Genomic DNA, 24,695 nt, shown 5'->3' with positions numbered 1-24,695 from the left:
GTGGGCCTCGCAACAGGTTGGTGATTTGGGCTGACGGTCAGCCAATACCCACAAGGCAATCGCAAGCGCAATGGCAAAGATGCATCGACCGAACTGGACCTCGGTCACGATGGGCGCGGCTCTCGCAGCCCTCATCGGGAGTGCCGCGGCCGGAGCCGCAGACTGCCCGCGCAAGGATGCGCTCGGCACGTCGCGGGTGCTGAGCGTCGATGCCAGGAGCACGCCACGCGTCGGCCTGAAGAGTTTTCCGCAGACGCTGCAGCTTGCCGATCACGAGGTCGTGCTGACCTTCGACGACGGCCCGCATCCACCGACCACCTCGAAGGTGCTGGCGGCGCTGGCGCAGGAATGCGTACGTGCGACTTTCTTCCTGATCGGCCTGCACGCGTCCGAACATCCTGACATGGTCAAGCGCATCGCGCGCGAGGGCCACACCATCGGCCACCACACCTGGTCACATCCGTTCATGGCGCGGATCCCGGCCGACAAGGCTCGGAGCGAGATCGACCGCGGCATCGCCGCCGACGAGATGGCGCTGAATGGCGCCTCGACCACGACGCCCTCGACACCATTCTTCCGCTTCCCCTATTTCGAAGCGACGCCGGCCGAGCTCGATCTGCTGCAGTCGCGCGGCATCGTTGTGTTCGGCGCCGATTTCTGGGCCAGCGACTGGAACGAGATGACGCCGGAACAGGAACTGAAGCTGATCACCGAGCGCGTGGCCGCGGCCGGCAAGGGCATCATCCTGTTCCACGATTCCAAGGCCCGCACGGCCGCCATCATGCCGGCCTTCCTGCGATACCTCAGAGAAAACGGCTTTCACGTGGTTCACGTGGTCCCGGCAGGCACAGCATCGAACAATGCCGACGCGCATTGATGCCGGAATGTCACGTCTGACCAAAATGGGGTGATTTCAGCCCTATTAACACTCTGTTCATGCTAGGCCATGCAATGATTGAGGGGTGCCATGGACGGGACCTTGGGCGGAAAAGGTCTTTGCGTCTGAACCGTTTCCGGGCACCTCCGACCTACGGATATCGCAGCCAACGTAGATGAGGCAGACCGGGTTCATGATCGGCAGTAGCGTTATTGTCCGGACGCGATCGTTGACCGTCCTGCTTGGTGGCGTGTTCTTCGGATTGCTGACCGCCGCGTCGCCGGCGGCGTCTGCGGCTGACTGCCCCGGTCATCCCGATGCGCTCGGTACCTCCCGCACCCTCGTCGTCGACCCGCACGAGCATCCGCGCATCGGCACCATGCAGTATCGCGAGACGCTGCCGCTGAAGGACCACGAGGTGGTTCTCACCTTCGACGACGGTCCGCTGCCGAAATATTCCAACCAGGTGCTTCAGATCCTCGCCAGCGAGTGCATCAAGGCGACGTTCTTCATCATCGGTCAGCAGGCCAAGGCCAATCCGGAAGGCGTGCGCAAGCTGGTCGCCGCGGGCCACACCGTCGGCACGCACAGCATGACCCATCCGCTGACGATGAACAGAATGCCGATCGAGAAGGCCGAGGCCGAGATCAATGGCGGCATCGAGTGGACCTCGGCGGCAATGACGGACCCATCCAAACTGGCGCCGTTCTTCCGGATTCCCGGTCTGATGCGCGCCGACGGCGTCGAGAACTATCTGATCTCACGCGGCATCCAGGTGTGGAGCGCCGACTTCCCGGCCGATGACTGGCGCCACGTCTCGCCCGATCGCGTCTACCAGCTCGCGATCCAGCGGCTGGAGGCCAAGGGCAAGGGCGTCCTGCTGCTTCACGACATCCAGCCGCGCACCGTGGCGGCGCTGCCCAAGATCATCCGCGACCTCAAGGCGCGCGGCTATCGCATCGTGCACGTGGTGCCCGCGACCGCCGACCAGCCGGCGACGCCGACCACGCCGGTGGAGTGGCTGCTGCATCCGCCGACGGAATCGACGCCGATCGCGCGCTGGCCTCAAGTGCCGAATTTCGTGTTCACGCAGACCGCCAGCCTGCCGGCCCCCGCCCTCGCTGACCTCAACGCGCAGACCGCGCACCAGCCGGTCGTGCTGCCGCGCAAGACCATGGCACAGGCCGATGTCGCCGCGACCCTGCCCGCTCCTAGCCGCGATCTCTTCGCGATCCCCGAGGGGTCGGTCGAGGTGCTGCTGTCGACGACCCTGTCGCGGCGCGCCGCGACGCGGCTGGCGATGGCGGCCGAGGCGCCGCATCCGGGCAAGGGCAAGGCGGGCAGGATGCAGGCACCGCGCGCGGCTACGCATGCCGCGCCGAGGCACGCAGCTCAAGCCAGGACGCCGGCACCCCGCCCGACCCGCGTCGCCACCAGTGTGAAGAAGCGGGCCTGAGCTTAAGCGCTGTTACTGCCGCATGATGTTGGCGACGCAGAGCAGCACGATCAGCGCCAGGAAGAACAGATCCATATAGGATTTGAGCTCGCCGTCGCGGCGCAGCCGCGCGACGTCCGTGATGATCTGCCTGCGCGCGTTGGTTCCGCCGGAGCCGTCATTGATCGGCGCCTGAAGCCGCTTGGTCTCGGCTTCCAGCTTCTCGATCTTCTGGAAGAAGTAGAAGGCGCGCAGCGTCGAGGCCGCGCGCATGCCGGCGTAGACCAGCACCAGGATCGCGAGGATCGCCCGGTTCTGGTACTTCTCCATGAAGTTCAGGCTGAAATAGACCAGCGCCATGAACGCGAAATTGGTCAGGAAGCGGTAGACGAAGCTTAGAAAGACCATGCTGGCTCCAGCCGAGAGAGGTCGCGCGAGGCCCGTCTACGCCAACTTTGTTTCAACAAAGATACCATCGCCCGCGCGCCGCCGCCTTTTAGCCACGCCCCGCCATAATGCAAGCGACAGCGTGGCCCCCTCGCCCGCTTCCACGCGCCAAGCCGCCCACCCGGTGCGGCTCGATGGAGATTCGACGAAAGCTGCGGTAGAGTGCCGCCACCGCACCAGGCGAAGGCTTGCCGATGAAGTCTTGCTGGTGAAGTCTTGCCGATTGGGGTCTGCCGATGCCGAAGAAGGGAATCACGGGCCACGACGACTGGGTTCTGACCGAGGCGCTCGCGACCGCCCTGGTCGCACTGGAGCAGCTCGAGGCAAAGCACCAGCCGAGCGCGCATATGGACGATATCCGCAAACTGTTGTCGAACGGCAAGGAGCCGGCGGCCGTCAGCCTGCATCTGGCCCAGGCCAAATGCCGCCTCTTCCCCGACCTCGATCCACTCGAGATCTACCGGGAATACGGCATCGGCGAGGAATATGGCTGAGAGGCGCGCTTGCGGAAATGGACTAAAGGGGCCAGCTGGTCGGTTGCTTTTTCCGGCAAGTCGGCCGAGCTCCGGCTTGCGGGACTTCGCCGCGCGGCGTAGCTTCCGACCACACGTCGTTCATTCGAGAGAAATCCATCGGGTTCAACCTGGCGGGAGAGAGCGATGGCGGATGTCCCATGGCACCTTTCCGGTGACTATTTCGAAAACTGCAGCTGCGCCCTCGTGTGTCCCTGCCTCGTGTCGGCGGCTCCCCCGCTGACATCGCGACCGACCGAGGGCTTCTGCAACGTTCCGTTGATCTTCCACGTCGAAAGCGGTCGCTATGGCGACCTCGCGCTCGACGGACTCAATGTCCTGGTCGTCCTCCACGCACCCGGGGTGATGGCAGACGGAGATTGGTCGGTGGCCGCCTATATCGATCAGCGCGCCGACGATTCTCAGACCGAGGCTCTCGCTGCCATCTTCACCGGCGCCGCCGGCGGTCCGATGGCCGCGTTCACACCGCTGATCAGCAAGAACCTCGGCGTGCGCAAGGTCCCGATCACCTTCCGGATCGACGGCAAGACGCGATCCGCGGAGATTCCGGGTATTTTGCATATGTCCGTTGATCCGTTGCCGACCATGCACCCGAGCGGCGAAATGTGGGCGAACATCGGTCATCCCGTGAGCCCCGACGCGATGGTCATGGCGGTCGGCGCCGCCGGCAACACGTTCAGCGATCACGGCATGCACTGGGATAATTCCGGCAGGAACGGCCTTTATGCGCCGATCCGCTGGTCGAACCAGGCCTGATGTAATTTCCGATACCGGCCCTGCGACGAGGCCGGCAACGTCCATCGCAAATGACCGACAGCGCCCTGGAAACCGTGCTGCGCCGCGACCGCTGGGTCGTCGGCGGCGCCATCGGCATCATTGTCGCACTGGCATGGAGCTATGTGCTCTGGCTCGCCAACGACATGGATATGGGCGGCATGGACATGACCGGGTTCCGGATGATCCCGGCCGGCATCGGAATCATGATGCCGGCGAGCGAGCCGTGGCGAGCGATTGAGTTCGCGTATGTGTTCCTGATGTGGGCGGTGATGATGGTCGGCATGATGGCGCCCTCGGCAGCGCCCATGATCCTCATGTACGCCCGCGTTGGCCGGCGGGGCAAAGCACAGGGCAAGCCGTTCGCCGCGACCGGCTGGTTTGCGGCCGGCTATCTCCTCGCCTGGAACGGCTTCTCGCTGGCAGCCACTTTCCTCCAATGGGCGATCGAACGAGCGGCCCTGCTGGATTCGCGGATGGTGATCGGCAGCAACCTGCTCGGCGCCATCGTGCTGATCGCGGCGGGACTCTATCAATGGACACCGCTCAAGGAGGTCTGCCTCGCCCAATGCCGGTCGCCGTTCAAGTTCCTGATGGACCATGGCGGCTTTCGCGACAGCCCGCGAGGCTGCCTGCTGCTGGGGTTTCGGCACGGCGGCTATTGTGTCGGCTGCTGCTGGGTGTTGATGGCGCTCTTATTCGTGGGCGGGGTGATGAACGTGCTCTGGATTGCGCTGCTGGCGCTGCTTGTTCTCCTGGAGAAACTCACGCCGGTCGGACGATGGATCGCGCGTGCCGCCGGCATTGCATGCGTGGCCGCAGGCGCCTGGCTGCTGGTGTCCTTGCCGCAGTGATGAGCAACCTGCTTGCGCCTCTCGCCGCCCTCACGTTGCGGCAAGGCTGGCTGCGGCCGCGTCCAGGCGTCGTTGCGCCGCCTCAAGGCTCGCCTTCTGCTCGTCCCACCACGTCTGCTGGGTCGTGAAACGCTTCCTGCTGGCCTCGATGCTACGAAGAACCTCGGATGGCGCAGGTCCACCCCTCACACGCCGGATGGCCACGTTGGCTGCGGGCGACAACGCCTGCCGGAGAGAGTTTTCGGACAGGCCCGACGGATGCCCAAAGCGCGCCTCGGCAATCCGGTCCAGCAGTTGAATCGTGAGATCTGTAGGGGGCGCGCCCCGAGCGTACAGCTCGCTCACAGCCGAGCCGACGACGATATGGGCTTCCCGGAAGGAGATTTCGGTCTCTCGAACCATCACATCGGCCAACTCGGTCACAGTGGAGAAGTTCTCAGCCGCCCGCTTATCCGCGACATTGCCCTTGATCTCCAGAGAGCGAAGCGTCGCCGTCGTCAGACTTAGGACCGCCTCAGCTTCCTTGAGACCCTCGCGCAAGGGATGTACCGACTCGAGAGAAATGTCGCGCAAATGGCCATACGGAACACCTTTCTGCGCCGCAAGCGCCGCAGTGGTGGCGCCGATGAGATGAGATGACTTACTTCTGATATGCTCGAGCGTTATCGGGTTCTTCTTTTGAGGCATGATGCTCGATGTCGTAGCGACCTCGTCACCGATTTCGAGCCAACCAAACTCATCCGTCCCCCACGTGTACAAGTCTTGTGCAAGCCTGCTCAGGTTGACGGCCAGTATCGCCAGGGCCACCAGGATTTGCGGAATGTAGTCTCGGCTCGCCACCGCATCGATCGAGTTTTCCACCAGGCCCGAAAATCCCGTGAGTTCCGCAAGCATCTGTCGGTCGATCGGAAAGCCAGTCGTATTGAATGCGCAAGCTCCCAATGGGCAACGGTTCACGACCTCGTAACTTTGCTGCAACCGAAGCTCGTCCCTTTCCAGGGCGTGAGCGACCGCATGAAAATAGTGGCCCAAGGTCGTCGGTTGTGCTGGCTGCATATGAGTATAGCCGGTCACGATCGTGCTGGCGTGAGTCTCGGCCAAGAGAAGCAACTCCTCACGCAGCGAATGCAGAAGCGTCGCAAGCGAAAGCAACTGGCTGCGCGCGGACATGCGCGTCAGGGCTGCGCCCAGATCGTTACGGCTTCTTCCGGTATGCATCTGCCCGCCGATCGCAGGTCCGGCCTTTTTGATGATGTGCGCCTCGAGGTTATAATAAGCCTCTTCGAGCGCTGGATCCCATGTGACCTCGGCTGGACCGGCAGCACGGACATCTTCAAGAACGCGGATCAGCGTTCTTGCGGTCTCCTGCTTGATAATGCTTCGTGCCGCCAACATCACCACATGGGCGCGATTTAGGTCCATGATCGGTTCGAAGGAAGCGTAGCTACCGGCATCGAGCCTGGGACGTATGAGATAATCCACCACGACCTTTGACGGCGGCAGCTTGACACGCTCTCTCATATTAAGAGTCTCCTGTACGACAAGGATGAATGGCCGAATTTGGGCGATCTGACGCGACGACGCGCACTTGCACGTTCAGCACGATGGCTCTTTCGACCCTCGTTGGCGCAGGGACGACGGTGCGGAGCTTCTCCGCTGACCCTCGTCATCCCTTTGGTGTCCCTCCCAGAAGGACGGACGCAATCGCGTAAGCCACGAGAACTGACGAGACTGTCGAGACCAGCCCCGGCACGAGAAAGCTGTGGTTGAAGACGAATTTTCCGATTTTCGTCGTACCTGTCCGGTCGATCGATACCGAACCGATCACCGCTCCAGTGGCCGGAATAATGTTGACGGCTGATGCAGCGTGAAAGAACCCCACCAGGTGACCTGCGCTGATACCCAGCGTTAGTCCCAACGGGCCGAGGGCCCGGATCGCCGCTCCCTGGCTTAGGACAAGAGCTGCCATCGCCATCAGCGACAAGCCGAACAGATGGGGATAAGACCTGACGAGTTGTCCGAGCGTATCGACGAGCAAGGCTCGGTTCGCGCTGAAAAAGGTGTCGACCATCCATGCAATGCCGAAGATTGCTACCACCGCCACCAGGCCGGTTCTAAAGATCGAGCTATTGACGATGTTCTCCGTCTTGATCCTCAGCAGGATTGTCGTGAGAAATGCAAAGCTCAGCATGATCATTTCCAGCGCGTTCGGCATCGAGAGCCTGACGATCTTGCCTTCGACAGCCCACGACGGCAGAAATTTCGGCATCGATCCAAAAGTGACGATGCTCACAACGGCGACCGCAAAGAAGACAACCGAGAGCTTGGCCTCGTAAGCGACTGTGCGGGCCCTCGTCTCTCTCGGCGGCGCGATCTCTCCAGCCGCGAGCCTTCGTTGAAATTCTGGATCCTTGTCGAGCTCAAACCCGCGTCGGTAAACTGACAATGCCCCAACCAGCACGCCGATCAGCCCGGCCGGGGCACAGACCAGCAGAATCTGGCCGATGGTGATTCCGTGCGGACTGACCAGCGCAATTAAGACGGCAGTCGCTGCGCTCATGGGGCTTGCCGTGACAGCCTGTGACGCCGCGACCGTAGCTATGGACAGAGGGCGCTCGGGCCTGACGCCTGCATCGTAGGCGGCTTCCACGATGACGGGGTACAAGGCAAACGCGACGTAAGCCGTGCCGCAAAACAACGCGAGGCAATAGGTAACCACCGGAGCTATCAGGATTATTCTTGCCGGATTTTGACGAAGAATCTTTTCGGCCAGATCAACCAGGTAGTCCAAGCCACCCGCCGCATGCATGGTCGAAACCATCGTGATGACAGCCAGGATGATCAGCATGACGTCGATCGGTGGAGACGTCGGCTGCAACCCGAAACAGAAGACAAGGATCAGCAAGCCGAAGCCGCCGGCCAATCCGATCCCGATTCCGCTTAATCTTGCGCCAACAAAGATGCAGCAGAGAACGACGGCGAATTCGATCAGCCACATTAGACGAGTCCAATCACGTGCGGCGACTTAAGCCGGCTCATCAGGTTTTCAATTTCGACAGTTGAGTATCCGTATGGAATCATTGCCGCACCTCCGCCATTCCCGATACTCGGACGCTTTCAAAATCATCGATCAGAATTTCGACGTCTATTTTCCATCGTCCGGCCATTGGCAGCGTTAAATCTGTTATCAGCCAAGTGCCGTCAGGCTGCTGAAAGGCTTGGCGCTCAATCGGCTCAATGCCAGCTGCCGGGTTCGCCACCATAAGGCGGATCTCTTTAGCCTTCAGGACGTCGCCTTCACCGGTCATGGTGTCGATCGAGGCCGTGACCGGGCCGGCACGGCCAGGCATGATCGACACGTCGACCATGGCCTTCTCCGAATGAATGTGGATATGCGCAGGCGCCGCTTTGGCTGCGGCTAAGGCTCGCGGCGGAACAGTGAAGCGCCAGACAGCAGCCACTGCAAAGATTGCCAAGACAAGTACAACCTCAATCTTGATAGACCTCGTTAGCAATCTCATGGCTTTGAAATCTCCAGCTTCTGCTGGAGGCGTGAAACGGTAGCGGTTTACGATGGCCAGGCCAAAAAGCCCCGCCAGCATCGCGAGCTTGATGAGTAGAACGCGCCCGTAACTGGTCGTCCACAGAGCGGTAGGCGTCTCGACCTGAATAATTGCAAGCAGACTGCCCGCGATAACAAGAAGAGCTACGAAAAAGGGTATGGCGCGCGAGAACCGCCGCAGCGCATCAACCGAACCGGGGCCGCGGCGGGACAACACTTCGGCCAGAGGAATAAGGGCACCGGCCCAGAAGGCGATCGCGGTAGCGTGGACGAAAACGGCAGAGCGGGTCAGCCATTGTGGTGAAGCTGCGCTCGCGTGACCGCTCGCTGCGAGGGCGGCGCCGACGCCAATGAGAGCGAGAGAAGCCAGCACGCTCCCGAGGCCCTTCTGACGGACGCGCAGGGACGCCAAGCCGACGATGAAGGTTGCCGCGGCTATGATTGCTGTCAGACCGAATGAGGTATGGAGGCCCGCAGCCCATGGCGCGAACTTACCGATCTCGCCCAGCGGCACTCCCAAAACGTCCAGTCCTTGAAGGCCGAGAGAGGAGATCGCTGCCAGTAAACCGACGACCATCAACCAACCAGCTATGCGCTCCGCGGCGGGCGGTAGAGGCGACACTCTGGCGTTATAGGCCAATGCACCGACACCGAAGAAGAGTCCGAGATAGAGCGCCACTTTCGCGAACCAGATCGCGGTTACGACTGATACATCAGTCTTCTCGTTAGCCAACGGCGTAGCCGTCGGCGCGCCAATCGAGAACAGAACTGAACCGCTGACCGGATGGCCATCCTCCGAAATGACGCGCCAACTCAGAACATGGGTTCCGTCGCGGAGGCCAGCTGGAGGTGTGACAACGAGCGTCTTGTCGCGCAGAGCAGAGCGTTCAAGTATCGAGGCCGAACCATCCGGGCCGATCAGCTTCAGCGTAATCGGAGAAACCGGTTCGGTGAAAGCCAAGGTCAGCTCCGACGGCTGTCCGGCCACGATCGCTCCGTCCTTCGGAGAGGTGGAAACAAGCGCGGCATGCGCCAATGCCTGACCAGCGCCTGTCGCTGTCAGGAGCAGCAGGACGAGCAGGCGCGAGAACCATGCGAGAAAGGCCATCACCGAGCTCCGGGCGACGGACGCTGCACTGCCGGAACATCACTTCTCGGGATTAGCTGTACGGCTGGCGCGGGGAACTTGAACGCGTCGCTTGACGTATCGTTCGTCGGAACTTCAATCCAGCGAGAGACACCCTTCTCGCACTCCTGGACTATTCGTACATAGAGCTTGGTACCGGGTTGCAGGTCCGATGTGAGATAGGCGCGGAAGATGAATTCGTCGTAGTTTTCGTCGAGCAGTCTTCCGCTCCAGGCAATTTCCTTCACACCTTCGCTGATCGGCGTTCCGAAATAGTCAAAGGTTTGACCGTATTTGCCGCTCACAGTTTCAAGAGTCCAACCGGCTTTTGGCTGCGGCTTGACAGCGATGACTCCGTTCGGGATCTGAACCCGTAGCTTGAGCGTCGGAGAGCCAGCGCAGCCGTGAGGGACTATCACAACGGCCCTGTAGGCCGATCCGACCATCGCTTGCTGAGGCTCGATGGTGACATGAGCCGATGCTGCCGTGATCCCGAGTAGCGCGATGCCGACAGTTGCAAGGATGGACTGCAACGCGGTTATTCCGCCGGAAGACGCATGCGCCCCCACGTGACTCCCCGGTCGTGGCCTGTGCAACAGCTTCATTTTTCCCCTCAAGGTCGTCCGACAGATTTGCGTTCGGCCGGATCGGACTCGATGGACCACCTGCGCTCGATCGGGCAGTATGCGATTGCTACCAAGGGGTTTCGCAGGCTTCAAATTCATAAGTAGCCGGTCGTGAATACAGAAATGTTATGGTGGAACCTTCGTGAAGATAAACAGTCGGCAGGTTGAAGCTTTCCGAGCGGTGATGCTGACGGGCGCGATGACTGCCGCGGCCGAAACGCTGCACATCACCCAACCGGCCGTGAGCCGTTTGATCCGCGATCTTGAATACGTGCTTGACCTAACGCTCTTCCATCGTCGAGGAAATCAAGTCGTTCCAACTGCCGAAGCGATCGATCTGTTGGCCGAGGTCGAGCGCACATTCCTCGGGCTGGATCGTTTGACGGCCCATGCCGACAATCTGCGCAATAAGCGTTCTGGATCGCTCCGCATTGCCGCCATGCCTGCAATGGCGATCCATTTCCTGCCCCACTTTATTGCTGACTTCTGCCGAAACCGCCCGGACGTCGACATTCAACTCGACGGGATCCCCTCACACTCGGTCGTGGAGCGGGTCGCCGGCGGCCGCTATGACATCGGTGTGTGCATGGCATCGGCGGACCGATCCTCCGTAAGCTTTTCCAGCATCACGGCATCGGCTGTTGTCGTATTGCCGAACGGTCACAAGCTGACCAAATGCACGGCAATTCGAGCCTCGGATCTGGTCAACGAATCCATCATCATGCTTGGATCGGGCAGCGATCTTCGACATGGCGTCGAAACGGCGCTTAGATCGATTCAATATCGGCGGATGATTGTAACTTCGCTATCGACAAGCGCTTGCTCGCTGGTCCTGGCGGGCGCAGGCGTGACAATCGTCGACCCTTTCAGCGCTCGCGACTTTTTGGGACGCGGAGTCGCAATCCGCCCATTCAATCCGAGCATCGACATTGGCTACCGCGTCGTGCACTCGCAACACCGCCCGCTATCGCGCTTGGCCAAGCAGTTCATGGAAGACCTCCTGGCCTATGTCGCGCTCTTTCTGTCCCAGAAACCCGCTCGGCGGCGTTAGCGCTACGACAGCAGCAAGGAAAGCATTCGTCGCGTTCGATCGGAGCCAGTCAGTCGATGACTTTCTACGGGCGCCCGAAGCGACAACGTGCGAGCGCTGCACGAAAGCGGAGCGGCAGCGTTCTGGGGAAAAGCCCAATGATTTCAAACGAAGGGTTTTTGGTGCGCTCGGAGGGACTCGAACCCCCACGGTGTTACCCACTGCCACCTCAAGGCAGCGCGTCTACCAGTTCCGCCACGAGCGCAAGAAGATACCGGCCTGAGGTCGTCTGGCTGGCCGGATCAGCGGCCGCCGATCTAACAAATCCATCAGGGGGATACAAGCCTGCAAAGGCCCTGAATTCCACAGGCTTGGCAGGAAAGTCTCATACCTGCCCGGATCGGCCCTATCAGGTGAGTCGAAAGCCCCTGCCGGGCCCCCCGGGCTGCTACCGCGTGCCCGGGCCGCTACCGGGTGCCCAGGGCGCTACCGCGTCCCTAGCGTCCGCGGCAGCATCTGCTTGACCTCGACCGCGATCCGGTTGCGGTCGACCAGCACGACGCCGGAGGCGACCGGCAGATTATTGGCAAGAACCTTGACCTCGTCGGCCTCGGTTGCGTCCAACTCGATGATGGCGCCGCGGGAAAGACGTAATACTTGATGGATCGGCATGGTGGTCGTCCCGAGGACGACCATGAGATCCACGGTGACTTTATCGAGTGTGGGCACTGTCATGACCGCCGCAACTTGAGACTTAAGAACTGTTGAGACTTAAGACTTGGGACTCAACGCCAAAGGACTTGGCATTTGCGCATGCGATGATCACCACGTTATGGTTAGGCAATGGTTAATTCTCCGCAAAACGGCCGCCAAGACCTCGATTTGACGTCGTTTTCCGCCAAAAGCGGCGCGCCCGTCGAGTGGCGGATCTCGGACACGCCGGTGCCCTATCCCGAAGCCGTAGCCGAGATGGAGGCGCGGGTCGCGGCGATCGCGGCTGGCGAGGCGCCGGAGCTGGTCTGGCTGCTCGAACACCCCTCGCTCTACACCTCCGGGACGTCAGGCAAGGAGACCGACCTGCTCGATCCCCGATTCCCGACCTTCGCGACCGGGCGCGGCGGGCAGCTCACCTATCACGGCCCCGGCCAGCGCGTGGCCTACATCATGCTCGATCTCAAGCGGCGCCGGCCTGACGTCCGGGCCTATGTCGCGAGCCTCGAGGAGCTGATCCTGAAGACGCTCGCTGCCTTCAACATTCGCGGCGAACGCCGCGAGGATCGCGTCGGGGTCTGGGTGAAGCGCCCGGACAAGGGACCCGAGCACGAGGACAAGATCGCGGCGATCGGCGTGCGGCTGAAGCGCTGGGTCTCGTTCCATGGCATCGCCATCAATGTCGAGCCGGATCTGTCGCATTTCGCCGGCATCGTTCCTTGCGGCGTTGCTGACCCCCGCTACGGCGTCACCTCGCTAGTCGATCTCGGCCAGCTCGTGACGCTCGCCGATGTCGATGTCGCGCTTCGGCAGGCCTTTGAAGATCTGTTCGGGCCAACGCGCGCAATGCTGCCGGAAGCCGCGGTCTGACGCATTTCTGTTGGCGAGGCGCCGCGCGCGTTCTCGTCAGGCATGGAATCGGCTAGTCTTGCACCCGGTGTCGCCCACGCCTCCCCCCTCCGCCGGGAAAGCAGATCTCATGTCGGGCGAGTTGATCATCGGACCGACTGTTCGAGCGCCACGCATAAGGAGGGATTGCGCTTTCTGCTCGCATCAGGAGGTTTAACGATGAAATTGTCTGCGCCGATCTATCATCTCAAGCGAAAAGCAAAGCGTCTGTCGCGCGAGGAAGGCATCCCGCTCCACGACGCGCTCGACCGTATCGCCACGACGGAAGGCTTTTCCGCCTGGAGCATGCTCGCGGCCAAGGCCGCGGCGCTGACGCCGGCGAACAAGCTGTTTCCGCAATTCAGGCCTGGCGACCTCGTGCTGGTCGGCGCGCGCCCGGGTCAGGGCAAGACGCTGATGAGCCTCGAACTCGCCGTGGAGGCGATGAAATCAGGCCATCGCGCGGCATTTTTCTCGCTTGAATACACCGAGAAAGATGTCGCGGATCGCTTGCGCGCGATCGGCGCGGAGGCTGCCCAGTTCGACAGGCTGTTCGAGACCGATTGCTCCGACGCGATCAGCGCCGACTATATCATCAAGCAGATGGCTGCGGCGCCGCGCGGCACGGTCGTCGTGATCGACTATCTGCAACTGCTCGACCAGCGGCGGGAAAACCCTGATCTCACTGTCCAGGTGCGAGCCCTGAAATCCTTCGCGCGCGACAAGGGGCTGATCGTCGTCTTCATCTCGCAGATCGATCGCTCCTATGATCCCGCGATCAAACCCTGCCCTGATCTGAACGACGTCCGGCTGCCGAACCCGCTGGACCTGAAGCTGTTCGACAAGACGTGCTTCATCAACGACGCCGAAGTCCAGTTCCGGGCCGCGAGCTGACGATCAGGCCGCGGGTGAGACGGCTCACCCGCGGCCGAAGCCTCACGCCGCCTTCAGCGACACGTCGAGCTTGCCGGCGATGTAACGCCGCTCCTGGGTCAGGCCGCCAAAGCCGTAGGCATCGCCCTTGACCTCGTCGACGTGCAAGTATGTCTCGGGATGCAGCGGCCCCAGAATCTCAGCCATGCGTGTGAACATCGCGGCGAGATAGGCCGCCTTCTCGTCCTTGGTGTTGGTGCCCTCGGTGACGTGGATGTCGATCCAGTAGCTGGCGAGCTTCTGCTCGGCGAGCGACTTGCCGCCGGCGAACCAGTCGCCGGCATCCACCGACTTCACGATGATGGCGGTGACCTTGGGGTCCTTGTGCAGGATCTTGGCGGTGAGCTCGGACACGGCGTTCGCGATGTCGGCCTTCAGCGACGGCGACTGGCGGGAGGTGGTGTAGGACACGGTGATCAGGGGCATGGTCGTTCTCCTCAAGATGCTGCGCAGGTCTTGCGCGGCGTTGATGAGAAGCTAGACCTTCCGCTGTCATTTTGATATCTTATCTCTGATGATACCAGTGATAATATATCGTAATGACAGCCATCCTCGACATCGCCACCATCAAGGCCTTCCTGCTGGTCGCCGACCTCCAGAGCTTTACCCGCGCCGCCGAAGCGCTCGGCACGACCCAGGCGGCGGTCAGCCTCAAGCTGCAACGGCTCGAGACATTGCTGGGCAAGCGCCTCGTCGAGCGCTCGCCGCGCGCAGTCCGGCTCACCGCCGATGGCGCCAGTTTTCTCGATCGCGCCCGCGCACTGATGGCGGCGCATGACCGCGCGCTGTCGGGCGAAGCTTCCACCGCGCAATCGCTCTCGCTCGGCATCTCCGACCACGCCGCCGGCCCCGAGCTGGTGCCGCTGCTGGAACGGCTGCACGCGATGTCGTCCAACCTGACGCTTGCCGTCATCATCGGCTTTTCGCGCGAGATGCAGGACGCCTATGACGCGGGCGAGCTCGACGCGGTGATCGTCCGCCAGGAAGGCAGCCGCCGCGGCGGTGAAAAGCTGACCGAAGACGAATTTGGCTGGTTCGCGTCCCGGCGCTTCGCCCTGCCTAAGGGCGAAGCGCTGCCGCTCGCCACCCTCGCCCCGCCTTGCGGCGTCCGCGCGGTCGGCGTGCGCGCGCTGGACAAAGCCGGCCTTGCCTGGCGCGAGCGCTTCGTCGGCGGTGGCGTGACCGCAGTGGTCGCCGCCGCGCTGGCTGGACTTGCGATCACGCCGCTGGCGCGTCGGATCGCACCTCCCGGGCTGATCGACATCGGCCCTGCGCACAAGCTGCCGAAACTCGGCAGCTCGAAAGTGATGCTGCATTCGAAGGTCAGCGATCCCGCGAAGCTTGCGGCGCTGCGTGCGGTGACGGCGACGTTTCGGAGCGTGGCGACGGCCTAAGGATCAGCCCCCCACACACTTCACCCGCATATCTACCCGCTGTATGCCAATAGTCCAGTCCGGCGAGACATCCCGCTACTGCAAATAGCAAGCTCAATCCGTCGAACGACCTGAACAATGCAGTCTGGCTCACGGCTCCCACGAGGCCGCCGGAAAGAACGAAAAATATCGGTGATCGAATACAGAACCGTTCGCTCAGCCAGATTACAAGTGCTGACGGAATACTACTGACCAAGGAAATCAGCACCAAGATCAAAGGCACACTAATCAAGATAGTCCAGACGAAATCCCACGTTGAGAGCGCGGCAAAGCCTTTGACGCCGGCTAACGCCACAAGAAACAGGACAAATAACTCAACAACGGCAGTCGCTGTCAGTGTTGCGCCCTGCCAACCTCGAAATGCTCGGGAGAACGTCTTCCAAGACATCTTGCGACCTCACAAAATCGCCTCGAACGCGCTGCGCAGCGTCTCGTGCCGAAACACAAAGCCGCGGCTCAGCGCCTTGTTCGGCAGCACGCGCTGACCGCCGAGCAGGAGTTCGTCGGCAAAGCCGCCGCCGATCCGGCGCAAGAGGCCGCCGGGAATGCGGAACACGGCAGGCCGGTGCAGACGGCGGCCAAGCTCCTCGGTGAACTTCGCGTTGGTGACGGGGATCGGCGCGGTGGCGTTGACGGGACCTGTGAGATCGGGCGTCGCCATCACATAGGCAATCAGGCGAATGAGGTCGTCGCGCTCGATCCAGGACATCCACTGCCGGCCGGTGCCGAGCGGACCGCCGAGCCCGAACTCGAACGGCGTCAGGAGGCGCGTGATGAAGCCGCCTTCGGTGCCGAGCACGAGACCAATGCGCAAATTGACCACGCGGATGCCAAGCTCCTCTGCCGGCCGCGCCGCCTTCTCCCAGGCCGCGCACAGCTCGTGGCTGAAGCAGGCGTGCGACTTGGCGGACTCCGTCAGCACCTGATCCGCCCACAATCCATACCAGCCGATCGCGGAGCCGCTGATGAGCACTTCAGGCTTACGCGCGAGCCGCGCGATCAGCTTCACCACTTCGCCGGTCATGTCGACGCGGGAGCCGATGATCTTGGCGCGCTTCGCCTCGGTCCACAGGCCGTTGCCGATCGGCTCTCCGGCGAGATTGACGATGGCGTCGATGGGCGTGTCTGCGGCGAGCTGATCGAGGCTCGTGATCAGCGTGACCGGCGGCGGCAGCATCTCGGCCTTGGCGGGATTGCGGATCAGCGCGATGACGTGATGCCCTGCTCGGCCAAGGCTCGCCGCAAGGCGGCTGCCGATGAAACCGGTGGCACCGGTGATCAGCACGGTCTTGCGGCTGGAGATTTTCTCGACGAGTCCTTCCGCAGGAAGATTCTTCATGCGGCCCAGCCGGCGCATCGCGGCAAAATCCCTGATGCCGCAGAGTGACGCGCCGACCGCGCAGGCGGTCGCGGCGATGCTGAGCAGGCCCTGATAGACCACCATCACACCGAAGGGCTGCATCGCCCAATTGATCAGCACCGGCAGCAACAGCACCAGGATGGCACCATAATTGATCGCGAGCAGCGTGTGATTGATCCGCTCGCTCGGCGGCAGCTTGCGGCTCAGATCCTCCTCGACGAAATCCATCAGCGTGATGATGATCTCGGCGACCAGCACGGCGACGATCAGGAGCGCCAGCACGCCATGGACTTCGAGCCAGCCGAGCAGCAGGAACAGGAGCGCATAGAGCATGTTGCGGATGCCGTGCAGCTTCAGCTCGAAACGCTGCGACGGACGCCAGGCCAGGCGCTCGGTGAATTCGTGGTGATAGAAGGTATCGAACACGCCCATCACGATCTGGATGGCGATGAGCGTCCACAACAGCGGGGTCATGACACGGTCTCCCTGAACACGGCGGACTGGTGGATCAGCGCGCCGTAACGCGGATGAATGACATCGAGGGTGAAGCGAAAGGCGCCCTCGCCGAGATCGCGATGCGTCACCGTGAGATCGCCCGGCGTGAGCCATTGCGGCAGCGGCATCCAGAGCCGTCCGAGCTGCAGGCCATAGCCTGCACTGCGGAAGGTCAGCGTCTCGTCCTCGACCGCGATGCGCAGCGCCATCGAGACGCCGAAGCCGACATATTCCTCGAGCCCGGTCGGGCCGGCGAAGCGCTTGGCAGAATGGATCACTTGCGGAAAGCCGCGCTTGCGCGCGCAGATGCGGGTCCAGGTCTGGCCGCCGGTCGCGCCGTCCTCGGTCACGGTCACGATCATCGGCACGCCGGTGTCGCGACCGGTCGGCAGCGGGCCGCCGATCAGACGCGCGATCTGCGCGAACCACCAACCGATGTCGCTGAAGGCGACCTCGTCGACGACGCCGACATAGACGACGCTATCGCCATCGGCGACGCGTTTTGAGAAGCGCCGCCAGGTCGCGAGCGGCAGGCGGCCCCAATCCTCGTCCGATAGCAGCGCGCGGAAGCGGCGGTCGTCGAGCAGTTTGATGTGAGCGGAGGGAGTTGCGCCTGAACCTGATAATCGAGCCGACGTCATCGCACCCTCCTCACAACTATTTGGCCTTGCCCAGCGGCAGCAGGTTGGCGATCTTCTCGCCAAGCCGCATCAAGGCGACCAGCCGCGGCCGCGGCACTTTCAGCATCTGCATGAACCAGTGGTCAGCGAGCTCGGTGAAGGCGAGCATCTCCTTCAGCCGCTTGCTCGCGACAGGATTGATGGTGGGATCGTCGGCGGCATCGGTGACGCAGGCCCGAAGTGCGGTGATCGCCGGATCGAGCTCCCGTTCCTTGCGCCGCGCGGCGATCCTGGCCGCGACCTCCCAGATGTCGGTCTCGGCTTCGTAATGATCGCGGCGATCACCGAGGATCGGCACCCGCCGGATCAGGTTCCAGGCGAGCAGCTCCTTCAGCGAGTTGGAGACGTTGGAGCGCGCCATCCCGAGCGTGTCGGCGATGTCCTCTGCCGTCATCGGCGTCTCGGCGAGATAGAGCAGCCCGTGGATCTGGCTGACCGAGCGGTTGACACCCCACTGATCCCCCATGTCGCCCCAATGCAGGATGAAGCGTTCGACGGCGGCAGGGAGTTTCTTCTTTCCGGTTATTTCTGTCATAACAGAAATATCTGACACGAACGTCTGCCTGTCAAGTGGCGCAGGCCGCCTTGCTCCTTGCATACCGTGGGCTCTATTTGCCTAAAAACGTCCCAGTGAACCGGGAACCAAACGCCGTCTGGAGCGTTTGCCACGGTCGAGGCGGGGTCCGGAATGGTCAAAAAGTCCAGTCAACAGAGAGACTTGTTCGAAAGCGAGCGGAGTTTCCGGCTGTTGGTGGAGGGAGTCGCGGACTACGCGCTCTATATGCTCGACCCCAACGGGACCATCACGAGCTGGAACATCGGCGGCGAACGGATCAAAGGCTATTCGCCCCAAGAGATCCTGGGCCAGCATTTCTCGCGCTTTTACACCGAGACCGACCGCGCCAACGGCAAGCCTGCCCGTGCGCTCGGCATCGCGCGGGATCAGGGCCGCTACGAGGAGGAAGGCTGGCGGGTCCGCAAGGACGGCACCTTCTTCTGGGCCAGCGTCGTGATCGACCCGATCTACGAGGACGGCACCCTCGTCGGCTTCGCCAAGATCACCCGCGACATCACCGAGCGCCGCAACACCCAGCTCAAGCTCGAGGCAATGCAGAGACAGCTCGCAGAGTCGCAGAAGTTCGATGCGCTCGGCCAGCTCACCGGCGGCGTCGCGCACGACTTCAACAATTTGCTGATGATCATCAGCGGCAGCCTTCACGTCCTGAAGAAGGGCGATCCCGACGAGTCCAGGCTGCAGCGCGCGATCTTGGCGATCGAGACTGCCACCAAGCGCGGCGCCGCGCTGACGGGACAGCTGCTGTCTTTCGCGCGGCGGCAAAGCGTCAATCCGCAGGCGATCCATTTCGGCGCGCGTATCGAGGCGATCCGCGAGGTGCTTCACGCCGGCGTAGGCAGCGCCGTTCATCTCGCCTTCGACATCGAGCGCGAGGTCTGGCCGGTCAAGGCCGACGTTTCCGAGTTCGAGACGGCTCTGCTCAACCTCGTCATCAACGCGCGCGATGCGATGCCAGACGGCGGCACCGTGACGATCGGCGCGCATAACACTGTCCTGGACGATCCGTTCCACAGCGGCGAATTCGTCGCCATCGCCGTCGCCGATACCGGGCTCGGCATCCCCTCCGACGTCGTCGACAAGATCTTCGAGCCGTTCTTCACGACGAAACCGGTCGGCAAAGGCACCGGTCTCGGACTGTCGCAGGTGCACGGCTTTGCGCATCAGGCGGGCGGCACGGTGAAGGTCGCAAGCGAGCTCGGCAAGGGCACGACGTTCACCATCCTGCTGCCGCGCGAAACCGCGACCGCGTCGAGCGAGGCCTCCGAGACGACGCCGCTGCGCGGCAGCGGCACGGTGCTGCTGGTCGAGGACAATCCCGACGTCGCGCTCGTCAGCATCGGCCTTTTGGAGCAGCTCGGTTACCGCGTGCGCCGGGTCGCGGACGCCGAATCCGCGCTGCGCGAGCTCGAGAACAACGGAGTCGACTTCGTGTTCTCCGACATCGTCATGCCCGGCAAGATGGACGGGCTCGACCTCGCCCACCGTCTGCGCCAGATCCGCCCCGACCTGCCGATCCTGCTCGCCACCGGCTACAGCGAAGCCGCCGCCGGCGTGCACGGTGATTTCCCGATCCTGCGCAAGCCGTATGAGATCCACGAGCTCAGCGAAGCGATTTCGAAACTGCCGACGAGGTGAAGACCGCGGCCTGTGCCAGCGCGCACAGGGCACACCTACACCGTCGGCAACACCGAGAATGCTTCCCCTGCCCTGCGCAGATTCAGTTCGTCCGCACTTGCCGTCTCACTCGTCACGCTATCGACGCGCGAGGATGGCGGACCATGACGGCACAGCGCGACCATGTCCGCGACATGCTTCGGCGCGCCGGCGAACAGCGCTTCCACGCTGCCGTCGCGGCGGTTGCGGACCCAGCCCTCGAGACCGCTCGCGGTCGCCTGGCATTCGACCCAGGCGCGATAGCCGACGCCCTGGACGTGCCCGCGGATCATGACCTGGAGGATCGCCCGGCTCATGGCTTCAGCCCGAGAAAATCAGCGTTGCGCACTTTGACTTCGGCGTCGCGCATGATGCGACTGGTCAGCTCTGCCGACGCCAGTCCCTTCAGCGCTTTCGGCGGCATGCCCTCGCGCAGCGCCTTCTGCACCTCGTAAACCGCCTGCGTCGCCGCCGCGATCGGGGCGTGGCCCTGGAGCGCGATGCGCACGCGCTGGCTCTGGAGATAATCGATCGCGTTCAATTCGTCCGGCGCACCGCCGAGCACGATCGGCAGACGCGTGGCGGACGCGATCGCCTCAAGCTCGGCGCGCGACTTGATGCCGGTAAAGAACAGCGCATCGACACCAACGGCCTCATAGGCCCTCGCACGCTTGATTGCATCCTCGATCGAGGTGATCGAGGCGGCGCCGGTGCGGCCCATGATGACCAGCGAAGGATCGGCGCGGCCATCGAGCGCGGCTTTCATCTTGCCGACGCCCTCCTCCAGCGAGATCAGCTGCGCCTTCGCCTCGCCAAAGGCCGCCGGCAGCAGTGTATCCTCGATGGTGAGGCCGGCGGCGCCCGCCGTCTCCAGCTCCTGCACCGTGCGACGCACGTTGAGCGCATTGCCATAGCCGTGATCGGCATCGACCAGCACCGGCAGGGTCGCGGCGCGTGACATCCGCCGCATCTGCTCGGCGAGTTCGGTGAGCGTGATCAGCGTGACGTCGGGGTCGCCGAGCACCGCGAGCGAAGCTACCGAGCCGCCGAACATGCCGAGCGGAAAGCCGAGATCCTCGGCGATGCGGATCGAGATCGCGTCATAGACCGAGCCGGGATGGACGCAAGTTGCGCCCGACAGGATCAATCGCAGTTTCTCGCGGCGGGAACGAAAGGCCATGATGCTCTCTCAATTGTTGCGACGCAGCCGCAACATACTCGGTCATTGCGAGCGCAGCGAAGCAATCCAGAATCTTTCCGCGGCGGCAGTCTGGATTGCTTCGCTGCGCTCGCAATGACAGCGGTCGTGAGGCCCGGCTAAGGGCCCCACCAGCATGCCTTACGCAAACTCCAAAATCAGCGCGTCCACCGCCAGCGTCGCGCCGGCGCTGGCGTGGATCTTCTTCACGGTGCCGTCCTGCTCGGCACGAAGCACGTTCTGCATTTTCATGGCTTCGACGACCGCCAGCGTCTCGCCGGCCTTGACCTCCTGCCCCTCGGTCACGGCGATCGAGACGATGAGGCCGGGCATCGGGCACAGCAGCTTCTTGCCGGTGTCGGAGGCCGTCGTCACCGGCATCAGCCGCGCCGAAGCCGCTTCCGCTTCGGTCCAGACATAGACCGGCACCTCGACGCCCTGATGCGCGAGGCGAATGCCGTTTGGAATCGGGCGCGTCTGCACCGCAACGAAATGGCCGTCGATCGTACCCTGCCAGACCGGATCGCCCGGCTTCCATGCGGATTGCAACAGATGCGCATTGCCGACTTTGCCGTCGGCGTCGACGAAGCGGATCGCGATGGCATCGCCCTCGCGGGCGACCTCGAGCAGGATCTCCTGGCGATCGAGCCAGACCGCGCGGCGGCGCTCGCGCTGCACGACGCGGCCACCCATCTGGCCGGAGATCTGCCGCTTGCGCGCCCCCAACACATGATCGATGGCGGCACCGACCGCGGCGATCCGCCGGGCGACCTCGCCTTCGGGCACGCGCACCGCAAACCCCTTGGGAAACTCCTCCGCGATGAAGCCGGTCGAGAGCCGTCCCTCGCGCCAGCGCGGATGATGCATCAGCGCCGACAGGAACGGAATGTTGTGCCTGATGCCGTCGACATAGAACGAGTCGAGCGCGGTCGATTGCGCCTCGATCGCAGCCGCGCGCGACGGCGCGTGCGTGACCAGCTTTGCGATCATCGGGTCGTAATGGATCGAGATCTCGCCGCCTTCCTGCACGCCGGTGTCGTTGCGCACCGTGATGCCGTCCTGGCTCACTTCCGCCGGCGGCCGGTACTTCACCAGGCGCCCGATCGAGGGCAGGAAGTTGCGGAACGGGTCTTCGGCGTAGAGACGCGATTCCACCGCCCAGCCGGTCAGCGTCACGTCCTTCTGCGCGATCGCGAGCTTCTCGCCCGCAGCAACGCGGATCATCTGCTCGACAAGATCGACGCCGGTGACGAGCTCGGTGACGGGATGCTCGACCTGCAGACGCGTGTTCATCTCCAGGAAGTAGAAGCTCTTGTCCTGTCCTGCGACGAATTCGACAGTGCCGGCGGAATCATAATTCACGGCCTTTGCGAGAGCGACCGCCTGCTCGCCCATCTTGCGGCGGGTGGCCTCGTCGAGCAGCGGCGACGGCGCCTCTTCGATGACCTTCTGGTTGCGGCGCTGGATCGAGCATTCGCGCTCGCCGAGATAGATCACGTTGCCGTGCTTGTCGCCCAGTACCTGGATCTCGATATGGCGGGGATCGACGATGAACTTTTCGACGAAGACGCGATCGTCGCCGAACGAAGCCTTGGCCTCGGCCTTGGCGAGATTGAAGCCTTCGGCGACCTCGGCCTTGGAATGCGCGATACGCATGCCCTTGCCGCCGCCGCCGGCGGAGGCCTTGATCATGACGGGATAGCCAATCTCGTCGGCGATCTTGACCGCGTGCTTGTCGTCCTCGATGACGCCGAGATAGCCCGGCACGGTCGAGACCTTGGCCTTGGCGGCGGCCTTCTTGGATTCGATCTTGTCGCCCATTGCCGCGATCGCGCCCGGGTTCGGGCCGATGAAGACGAGGCCGGCGGCTTCCAGCGCCCGCGGAAACGCCTCGCGCTCGGACAGGAAGCCGTAGCCAGGATGCACGGCCTCGGCGCCGGTCTTCTTGCATGCCTCGACGATCTTCTCGATCACCAGATAGCTCTCGGCCGCGGCGGGCGGGCCGATCAGCACGGCCTCGTCGGCCATCTCGACATGGAGGGCGTCGCGGTCGGCCTCGGAATAGACGGCGACCGTCTGAATTCCCATCTTGCGGGCGGTCTTGATGACCCGGCAGGCGATTTCGCCGCGATTGGCGATCAGGATGCGTTTGAACATGATTTTCTTGAGCTTCGTCCCTTGGGCGGGACCCCTCCCGGGGCCTTGGCGGGCCGACCGGACGGGGCCGTATCCTGTCGTGGTACAGCAAAATGGGCCGGAGGCAACGGTCTAAATCCGCCTCGGCACTGGCGTACCAGACGGAGCCCGGCTGCCGCTGCGCGGCTTATCGACACCCAAAAGCTGGCCTTATCGGCGTCCGGCCCTGGCTTCGCCCCGGACCAGCTCGTGAACGAAGCCCAGTTTGGCGACCACCGCAGGCGACAGGATGAAGGGATAGAGGTCGCGAGCGCCCATGGCGCGGTTGACGCTGTTCATGGCGAAGGTGAAGGGCAGCCATGCGTCGACGAGCGTCTGGACGTCCTTTGACTGATAGGGATTGAACCGGATCCGCGTTGTCAGCTCGCCGTCGCGGTCGACCTTGGGGCGCACCTCCATGCCGAACTCGCCAGCCATCTCCAGGGTGTCGACGATGTGGAGGTAGTGCGCAAAGGTCTCGGCGAAGTCTTCCCAGGGGTGCATGGTGGCATAGGCCGACACGAAATTCTGCTGCCAGTCCGGCGGGGCGCCTTCGGCATAATGGCGTTGCAGGGCCTCGCCATAATCGCCTGAATCGTCGCCGAACATGGCGCGGCATTCGTCCAGCTTGCCGCCATCGCGCACCAGCACGTCCCAGAAATAGTGACCAACCTCGTGGCGGAAATGCCCGAGCAGCGTACGGTAGGGCTCGCCCATCTCGAGCCTGCGCCGCTCGCGCTCGATCGTGTCAGTCTCGGTGAGCGCGATCGTGATCAGGCCGTTGTCATGGCCGGTCATGATCTTTTGCCCCGTGCTCGGATCGTCGGCGAGGAAATTGAAGATCAGCCCGTGCTCGGGGTCGTCCTGCCGGGTCTGGAGCGGCAGTTTCCAGCGGATCAGGGAATAGAAAAGCCGGTGTTTTGCCACCTCCAGCTCGCGCCAGCCGGCGAGCTGCGCGGCGTCGGAGAGATCGGGCACGATGCCGTTGTGGCGGCAGGCGCGGCAATAGCCGGTGGTATCGCTAGCATCCGTCAGCCAGTTGCAGGCGTCGTACCCAGCATTGCGGCACAACATCCGGCTCTCGCCCTTGTCAGCAAGCGCCTTCCAGCCCTCCCCGTCAGGCTCGATCGCCGACATCGTCTCCTTCTCCGGCAGGAATGCGACCCGGTGGCCGCAGCGTTCGCAGGCGCGGTTCTCGAAATAGAGGACATTGCCGCAATCCTGGCAGACAAAGAGCTTCAAGCTTGAACCTCTTGAGAAAGGAGCGTTTCGAATATCAGTTGGGGCGCCTCGCAGATACGCGCGCCGAGGGCTCATCGTTCCTTCTT

At 63.0% G+C, this 24,695-nt stretch carries 24 protein-coding genes and 1 tRNA gene; 10 read left to right on the top strand and 15 right to left on the bottom strand.

Annotated features, from left to right (window positions below; translation table 11 throughout):
- Positions 1–70 precede the first annotated feature (70 nt).
- Both XH89_RS16600 and XH89_RS16595 read left to right on the top strand, forming a co-directional pair.
- The gene (locus XH89_RS16600; protein WP_194468042.1) at positions 71–877 is read left to right on the top strand and encodes a polysaccharide deacetylase family protein; all 807 of its coding nucleotides are present in this window, start codon (positions 71–73) and stop codon (positions 875–877) included.
- Positions 878–1,070: 193 nt separating this feature from the next.
- Positions 1,071–2,333 carry a polysaccharide deacetylase family protein gene (locus XH89_RS16595; protein WP_194468041.1) on the top strand — a complete coding sequence of 421 codons (1,263 nt, stop codon included), beginning with the start codon at positions 1,071–1,073 and terminating at the stop codon, positions 2,331–2,333.
- Between the two features lie 12 nt (positions 2,334–2,345).
- Here the strand turns inward: XH89_RS16595 and XH89_RS16590 are convergent, their stop codons facing one another.
- The gene (locus XH89_RS16590) at positions 2,346–2,720 is read right to left on the bottom strand and encodes a hypothetical protein (RefSeq protein ID WP_194468040.1); all 375 of its coding nucleotides are present in this window, start codon (positions 2,718–2,720) and stop codon (positions 2,346–2,348) included.
- A 275-nt stretch (positions 2,721–2,995) separates the two neighbouring features.
- On the opposite strand from XH89_RS16590, the gene XH89_RS16585 reads away from it, so the two are divergent.
- From XH89_RS16585 to XH89_RS16575, 3 genes are all read left to right on the top strand, one after another.
- Positions 2,996–3,253 carry a hypothetical protein gene (locus XH89_RS16585; protein WP_194468039.1) on the top strand — a complete coding sequence of 86 codons (258 nt, stop codon included), beginning with the start codon at positions 2,996–2,998 and terminating at the stop codon, positions 3,251–3,253.
- A gap of 165 nt (positions 3,254–3,418) precedes the next feature.
- Complete coding sequence (locus XH89_RS16580) at positions 3,419–4,048, top strand: DUF1326 domain-containing protein (RefSeq protein ID WP_194468038.1); 630 nt, start codon at positions 3,419–3,421, stop codon at positions 4,046–4,048.
- 50 nt (positions 4,049–4,098) lie between these two features.
- Positions 4,099–4,920: a DUF2182 domain-containing protein gene (locus XH89_RS16575; protein WP_194468037.1), complete on the top strand. Its 822-nt coding sequence runs from the start codon at positions 4,099–4,101 to the stop codon at positions 4,918–4,920.
- Positions 4,921–4,950: 30 nt separating this feature from the next.
- Here the strand turns inward: XH89_RS16575 and argH are convergent, their stop codons facing one another.
- The 4 genes from argH to XH89_RS16555 all read right to left on the bottom strand — a co-directional run bounded on the left by argH (position 4,951) and on the right by XH89_RS16555 (position 10,141).
- Positions 4,951–6,441, bottom strand: a complete 1,491-nt coding sequence (gene argH / locus XH89_RS16570; protein ID WP_194468036.1) for an argininosuccinate lyase — start codon at positions 6,439–6,441, stop codon at positions 4,951–4,953.
- A gap of 145 nt (positions 6,442–6,586) precedes the next feature.
- Complete coding sequence (locus XH89_RS16565) at positions 6,587–7,918, bottom strand: anaerobic C4-dicarboxylate transporter family protein (protein ID WP_194468035.1); 1,332 nt, start codon at positions 7,916–7,918, stop codon at positions 6,587–6,589.
- Between the two features lie 79 nt (positions 7,919–7,997).
- Complete coding sequence (locus XH89_RS16560; protein ID WP_194468034.1) at positions 7,998–9,590, bottom strand: copper resistance protein CopC; 1,593 nt, start codon at positions 9,588–9,590, stop codon at positions 7,998–8,000.
- Complete coding sequence (locus XH89_RS16555; RefSeq protein WP_246767856.1) at positions 9,590–10,141, bottom strand: YcnI family protein; 552 nt, start codon at positions 10,139–10,141, stop codon at positions 9,590–9,592. The genes XH89_RS16560 and XH89_RS16555 overlap by 1 nt, the downstream gene beginning before the upstream one ends.
- A gap of 235 nt (positions 10,142–10,376) precedes the next feature.
- On the opposite strand from XH89_RS16555, the gene XH89_RS16550 reads away from it, so the two are divergent.
- Positions 10,377–11,285, top strand: coding sequence for a LysR substrate-binding domain-containing protein (locus XH89_RS16550; RefSeq protein ID WP_246767855.1), 909 nt, complete (start codon positions 10,377–10,379; stop codon positions 11,283–11,285).
- 159 nt (positions 11,286–11,444) lie between these two features.
- On the opposite strand, the gene XH89_RS16545 is transcribed toward XH89_RS16550, so the two are convergent.
- Together XH89_RS16545 and XH89_RS16540 are read right to left on the bottom strand one after the other, a co-directional pair.
- Positions 11,445–11,529, bottom strand: a tRNA-Leu gene (locus XH89_RS16545).
- A gap of 221 nt (positions 11,530–11,750) precedes the next feature.
- Positions 11,751–11,993: a FliM/FliN family flagellar motor switch protein gene (locus XH89_RS16540; protein ID WP_194468507.1), complete on the bottom strand. Its 243-nt coding sequence runs from the start codon at positions 11,991–11,993 to the stop codon at positions 11,751–11,753.
- Between the two features lie 114 nt (positions 11,994–12,107).
- Between XH89_RS16540 and lipB the strand changes: the two genes are divergently transcribed.
- Both lipB and XH89_RS16530 read left to right on the top strand, forming a co-directional pair.
- Entirely contained in the window at positions 12,108–12,845 is a 738-nt protein-coding gene (gene lipB / locus XH89_RS16535; RefSeq protein ID WP_194468032.1) for a lipoyl(octanoyl) transferase LipB, read from the top strand.
- Between the two features lie 198 nt (positions 12,846–13,043).
- Positions 13,044–13,757 carry a DNA helicase gene (locus XH89_RS16530; RefSeq protein WP_194468031.1) on the top strand — a complete coding sequence of 238 codons (714 nt, stop codon included), beginning with the start codon at positions 13,044–13,046 and terminating at the stop codon, positions 13,755–13,757.
- A gap of 42 nt (positions 13,758–13,799) precedes the next feature.
- On the opposite strand, the gene XH89_RS16525 is transcribed toward XH89_RS16530, so the two are convergent.
- Positions 13,800–14,222, bottom strand: coding sequence for a 4-oxalocrotonate tautomerase family protein (locus tag XH89_RS16525; protein ID WP_194468030.1), 423 nt, complete (start codon positions 14,220–14,222; stop codon positions 13,800–13,802).
- A 113-nt stretch (positions 14,223–14,335) separates the two neighbouring features.
- On the opposite strand from XH89_RS16525, the gene XH89_RS16520 reads away from it, so the two are divergent.
- Positions 14,336–15,190 carry a LysR family transcriptional regulator gene (locus XH89_RS16520; RefSeq protein ID WP_194468029.1) on the top strand — a complete coding sequence of 285 codons (855 nt, stop codon included), beginning with the start codon at positions 14,336–14,338 and terminating at the stop codon, positions 15,188–15,190.
- A 436-nt stretch (positions 15,191–15,626) separates the two neighbouring features.
- Here XH89_RS16520 and XH89_RS16515 read toward each other — a convergent pair whose 3' ends face one another.
- The 3 genes from XH89_RS16515 to XH89_RS16505 are packed head-to-tail and all read right to left on the bottom strand — an operon-like array spanning position 15,627 to position 18,299.
- A complete protein-coding gene (locus XH89_RS16515; protein ID WP_194468028.1) occupies positions 15,627–17,063 on the bottom strand; it encodes a TIGR01777 family oxidoreductase in 1,437 nt (478 codons plus the stop codon).
- The gene (locus tag XH89_RS16510) at positions 17,060–17,725 is read right to left on the bottom strand and encodes a DUF4166 domain-containing protein (protein ID WP_194468027.1); all 666 of its coding nucleotides are present in this window, start codon (positions 17,723–17,725) and stop codon (positions 17,060–17,062) included. The genes XH89_RS16515 and XH89_RS16510 overlap by 4 nt, the downstream gene beginning before the upstream one ends.
- A gap of 16 nt (positions 17,726–17,741) precedes the next feature.
- On the bottom strand, positions 17,742–18,299 hold the full coding sequence (locus XH89_RS16505) for a GbsR/MarR family transcriptional regulator (RefSeq protein WP_194468026.1): 558 nt from the start codon (positions 18,297–18,299) through the stop codon (positions 17,742–17,744).
- A 153-nt stretch (positions 18,300–18,452) separates the two neighbouring features.
- Between XH89_RS16505 and XH89_RS16500 the strand changes: the two genes are divergently transcribed.
- Complete coding sequence (locus XH89_RS16500; RefSeq protein ID WP_194468025.1) at positions 18,453–19,976, top strand: PAS domain-containing sensor histidine kinase; 1,524 nt, start codon at positions 18,453–18,455, stop codon at positions 19,974–19,976.
- A gap of 35 nt (positions 19,977–20,011) precedes the next feature.
- Here the strand turns inward: XH89_RS16500 and XH89_RS16495 are convergent, their stop codons facing one another.
- The 4 genes from XH89_RS16495 to XH89_RS16480 all read right to left on the bottom strand — a co-directional run bounded on the left by XH89_RS16495 (position 20,012) and on the right by XH89_RS16480 (position 24,609).
- Positions 20,012–20,311, bottom strand: coding sequence for an acylphosphatase (locus XH89_RS16495; protein ID WP_194468024.1), 300 nt, complete (start codon positions 20,309–20,311; stop codon positions 20,012–20,014).
- Positions 20,308–21,174 (bottom strand): oxaloacetate decarboxylase, encoded by an 867-nt coding sequence (locus XH89_RS16490; protein ID WP_194468023.1) that lies wholly within the window; start codon positions 21,172–21,174, stop codon positions 20,308–20,310. The genes XH89_RS16495 and XH89_RS16490 overlap by 4 nt, the downstream gene beginning before the upstream one ends.
- A 159-nt stretch (positions 21,175–21,333) precedes the next feature.
- Positions 21,334–23,349, bottom strand: a complete 2,016-nt coding sequence (locus XH89_RS16485) for an acetyl/propionyl/methylcrotonyl-CoA carboxylase subunit alpha (RefSeq protein WP_194468022.1) — start codon at positions 23,347–23,349, stop codon at positions 21,334–21,336.
- Between the two features lie 189 nt (positions 23,350–23,538).
- Positions 23,539–24,609, bottom strand: coding sequence for a putative zinc-binding metallopeptidase (locus XH89_RS16480; RefSeq protein ID WP_194468021.1), 1,071 nt, complete (start codon positions 24,607–24,609; stop codon positions 23,539–23,541).
- Positions 24,610–24,695: the final 86 nt, after the last annotated feature.

It is taken from the genome of Bradyrhizobium sp. CCBAU 53340, from assembly GCF_015291645.1.
Classification (GTDB): domain Bacteria; phylum Pseudomonadota; class Alphaproteobacteria; order Rhizobiales; family Xanthobacteraceae; genus Bradyrhizobium.
Note: the sequence above shows the minus strand (reverse complement) of the source record. Positions and strands in the feature narration are given on the sequence as shown.